Source organism: Vibrio sp. 704 (genome assembly GCF_033339295.1).
On sequence record NZ_JAWOUH010001045.1, the window covers coordinates 1 to 511 of the forward strand.

Annotated in this window: 1 protein-coding gene; it reads left to right on the plus strand. The window is 43.2% G+C overall.

The window, feature by feature from the left end:
- Positions 1 to 271: 271 nt before the first annotated feature.
- A partial coding sequence (locus tag R7R24_RS30560) for a ribbon-helix-helix domain-containing protein (RefSeq protein ID WP_318120695.1) occupies positions 272 to 511 on the plus strand: 240 nt, incomplete at its 3' end.

The window sequence follows — 511 nt, forward strand, 5'->3', positions numbered from 1 at the left end:
GTATGGGGAACAGGCACGCACACTCATACACCAGTGAACGTATTCGCTTGGGGGCCTGCAGAAACCATTCTTCCAGTTTCAAAAATCATGCACCACTCCGAGCTTGGTGAGTTCCTAAAGCAACAAATCAAATAATCATCTTGCACTTACTTCACGTCTTGTGATGTTCCAACGCTCTCCCACAAGAGCGTTTTTTTATCCGCAAAAACAGTTGACGTTTTGAGCAACAATACTCAATATTTGCACGTCTTAAATCATATCTACGAATACCATGTGCGAAATATTTGCTAAACAACCACAGGATAATTATCAGTTTATCACTCGTTCCATCCGCATTGACGGCCATGCCACCAGCGTAAAATTAGAGTCGAGTTTTTGGACGATTCTTGAAGAAATTGCCAGTGCGCAAGACATGACGGTTCCAAAGTTTATCAGCACGGTGTATCAAGAAGCACTGGAATACAATGGTGAAGTGAACAACTTTGCATCCTTACTGCGCTGCGCATGTCTC